This window comes from Vibrio sp. AND4 (assembly GCF_000171815.1).
In the GTDB taxonomy this organism is placed as follows: domain Bacteria; phylum Pseudomonadota; class Gammaproteobacteria; order Enterobacterales; family Vibrionaceae; genus Vibrio.
The window spans coordinates 1-3,072 of the sequence record NZ_ABGR01000072.1 but is presented as its reverse complement, the minus strand read 5'-3'; the positions used below and the strand labels follow the sequence as shown (position 1 = coordinate 3,072).

Here is a 3,072-nt window from a genome sequence, read left to right as displayed (position 1 = left end):
TGCGGACAACTACTTGAGTTGGCGAGACGGTTTCTCTCTTCATCATCAGGTCGATTTCGAGAAAGGATATTAACCATCTTATGTCTTTAGAAATATTGCTAGAGCAAGTACGAGCCTGCCAGATCTGCGCAGATGATTTACCTTTGGGTGCAAACCCAGTCGTACAAGCCGCAAAAGACGCACGCGTCCTAATTATCGGACAAGCCCCGGGGACGCGCGTTCATAAAACCTCGATACCTTGGAATGACCCAAGCGGCGATCGGTTACGTCAATGGCTCGATATCGACAAAGACGTTTTCTACAACCCAAACAAAATTGCCATAATCCCGATGGGCTTCTGCTATCCCGGCAAAGGAAACTCAGGCGATTTGCCGCCTCGTAAAGAATGCGCGCCCGCTTGGCACAAAAAGATTCTAGATCTACTGCCCAATATAGAGCTGACGCTACTGATTGGTCAGTACTCACAACAGTACTATCTCACCAACAAACCAAAGACACTCACACAAACTGTTCAGCAATGGCAGGACTGGGAGCCTGACTTTATTCCGCTTCCTCACCCTTCTCCACGCAATACGCTGTGGTTAAAGAAGAATCCTTGGTTTGAATCTGATGTCGTGCCATACCTTAAAAAGCGTGTTCATTCGATGCTTTAGGCTACCCATGTTCTAATTGCTCTCTTATCTGTACAAGAAAATGAGAACACAAACCCACAACCATAACTTACTGTTTATATTAATCTTTAATATCTAACGTACAGCTAGAATAGTAATTAGATCATGGTAGACCAAATGCGACCAGAGCTGTACAGCCTTGAGTTTCAGATAAAAAAATACCGGCACGGATTGCCGGTATTTGATTTCAAAAAGTCGAATTTACTTGTGGTAAGGCTTAGATAACTCGTGTACCGCTTCCACAAATACGCCCGCGTTTTCTGGTGGTACATCCAAGTGGATTCCGTGGCCGAGGTTGAACACGTGACCAGTGCCTGTATCGCCAAAGCCTTCTAAAATACCCGCGACTTCTTCACGGATACGCTCTGGTGAAGCATAAAGCATTGATGGGTCCATATTACCTTGTAGAGCCACTTTATCGCCGATACGCGCTTTTGCGTCTGCGATGTTGATCGTCCAGTCTAGGCCGACCGCATCACAGCCTGTTGCGGCGATTTGCTCAAGCCACATGCCACCGTTCTTAGTGAACAATGTCACTGGTACGCGACGACCGTCATTTTCACGGATCAGGCCATCTACAATCTTGTGCATGTATTGCAGTGAAAACAGATTGTAATCACGAGGTGTCAGTACCCCACCCCATGTATCAAATACCATCACAGATTGTGCACCCGCTTTAATTTGCGCGTTGAGATACTCGATAACACTGTCCGCTAGCTTGTCCAGAAGCAAGTGCAGAGTTTGTGGTTCTGCGTACATCATCTTCTTGATCTTAGTGAACGCTTTCGAGCTGCCGCCTTCAACCATGTAGGTCGCGAGTGTCCATGGGCTGCCAGAGAAACCTATCAGTGGAACGTCACCATTCAAATCTTTGCGGATTTGACGTACTGCGTTCATGACGTATTGCAGTTCACCTTCAGGATCTGGCAAACCGATCTTTTCTACGTCAGCTTTGCACGTGATTGGTTTATCGAAAACCGGACCTTCACCTGCAGCAAAACGAAGCTCTAAGCCCATTGCATCAGGGATAGTGAGGATATCAGAGAACAAGATCGCGGCATCAAGAGGAAAACGACGTAGTGGTTGAAGCGTTACTTCTGACGCTAATTCTGCGTTCTTACACAGAGACATGAAGTCACCCGCTTGCGCACGAGTGGCCTTGTATTCCGGTAAGTAACGACCTGCCTGACGCATCATCCATACCGGCGTGTAATCGACAGGCTCTTTGAGAAGAGCGCGCAGATAACGATCATTTTTTAATTCAGTCATTCCGTAATTCCAATTGTTAGGCTTTCTTTGAAAGTAGGTATTCTATCACTGATTTAAGACTAATAGCTGTGTGCTTTGCAATCTGGATCAAGTTATTAACTCTCAAATCGGTGCTTAATTTGCACCCAATCAGTACCAGTGTTAAAAGTGTGTCGCTAGCGAAAATTACAATTATAAAATGAGTACTAGGTACTCAGCATCTCATAATGACATCTTACTTACCCCTCCATCTCGGAGGGTTTTTTTATCTAATTTTCAATTAATTAGAATTAATATCTATTCGCGTTTTCTCAATAAGCGCTCGTGCAATTGTTCCTTTTGGTGCGACAAGCGGCAGCTCATTAACATCAAACCATTGTGCATCAGACAGTTCAGTGTAGTCAGGATTCAATTCACCAGAGTCAAAATCGGCCAGAAAGGCAACCATCATACTGGATGGAAACGCCCACGGTTGGCTACCAAAATAACGAATATTTTTCACACGTATACCCGTTTCTTCGTATATTTCACGAGCCACACACTGCTCTAAAGTTTCCCCTACCTCCAAGAATCCCGCAATCACAGTGTACATACCATTTCGATGGCGAGGGTGCTGTGCCAACAGAATCTGTTTGTCTTTGCGTACTGCGACAATGATGCAAGGGAAGATACGCGGATAATGCAAAGTACGGCACTCAGCACATTGCATCGCTAGCTGATTGTTATTGAGGAAGTTGCGCCCCCCGCATTGAGGGCAAAAACGTAAGCTTTGAGTCATGTGACCATATTGAATCGCCTTGCTGATCAGCAAGAAAAGCGCTTCTGGAAAATGCAAACAATCACGCAGAGAAACCAGCTGTAAATCGTCGTCTAAATCCGACAGGTTGAGCCACATGACCGGAGCCCCTTGGTACTCACCAATCTGCCTTGCACTGCCTTCAGGTAATGACAATTGCTCTGCGCTCCCAAAAGGAATAGCACCATCCACCAGCCAAACATCACTTCCCAAAACAATACACCAATGGGCATTTTTCGTACGGTTAACTTCACCTTTTCTTAACATTACAGCGTCCCTTTACTTGAAGTTCATTCATTTTACTGGCAATCTAATTTCATACCAGAGTTTGTCGTTTGCCAATTTTGCAACTATAAA

The 3,072-nt window shown here is 45.2% G+C and carries 3 protein-coding genes; 1 reads left to right on the top strand and 2 read right to left on the bottom strand.

What is annotated here, in order from left to right; all coding sequences use genetic code 11:
- Positions 1-80 precede the first annotated feature (80 nt).
- Entirely contained in the window at positions 81-653 is a 573-nt protein-coding gene (locus tag AND4_RS18520; RefSeq protein WP_009844514.1) for a uracil-DNA glycosylase family protein, read from the top strand.
- A 219-nt stretch (positions 654-872) separates the two neighbouring features.
- Here the strand turns inward: AND4_RS18520 and hemE are convergent, their stop codons facing one another.
- Positions 873-1,940, bottom strand: a complete 1,068-nt coding sequence (gene hemE / locus AND4_RS18515) for a uroporphyrinogen decarboxylase (RefSeq protein ID WP_009844513.1) — start codon at positions 1,938-1,940, stop codon at positions 873-875.
- 259 nt (positions 1,941-2,199) lie between these two features.
- Positions 2,200-2,982: an NAD(+) diphosphatase gene (gene nudC, locus AND4_RS18510; protein WP_009844512.1), complete on the bottom strand. Its 783-nt coding sequence runs from the start codon at positions 2,980-2,982 to the stop codon at positions 2,200-2,202.
- Between the last annotated feature and the right edge of the window lie 90 nt (positions 2,983-3,072).

Bases quoted from the DNA above. Each gene is read 5' to 3' on its own strand.
- nudC (WP_009844512.1), bottom strand. From the start codon at position 2,982: ATGTTAAGAAAAGGTGAAGTTAACCGTACGAAAAATGCCCATTGGTGT.
- hemE (WP_009844513.1), bottom strand. From the start codon at position 1,940: ATGACTGAATTAAAAAATGATCGTTATCTGCGCGCTCTTCTCAAAGAG.
- AND4_RS18520 (WP_009844514.1), top strand. From the start codon at position 81: ATGTCTTTAGAAATATTGCTAGAGCAAGTACGAGCCTGCCAGATCTGC.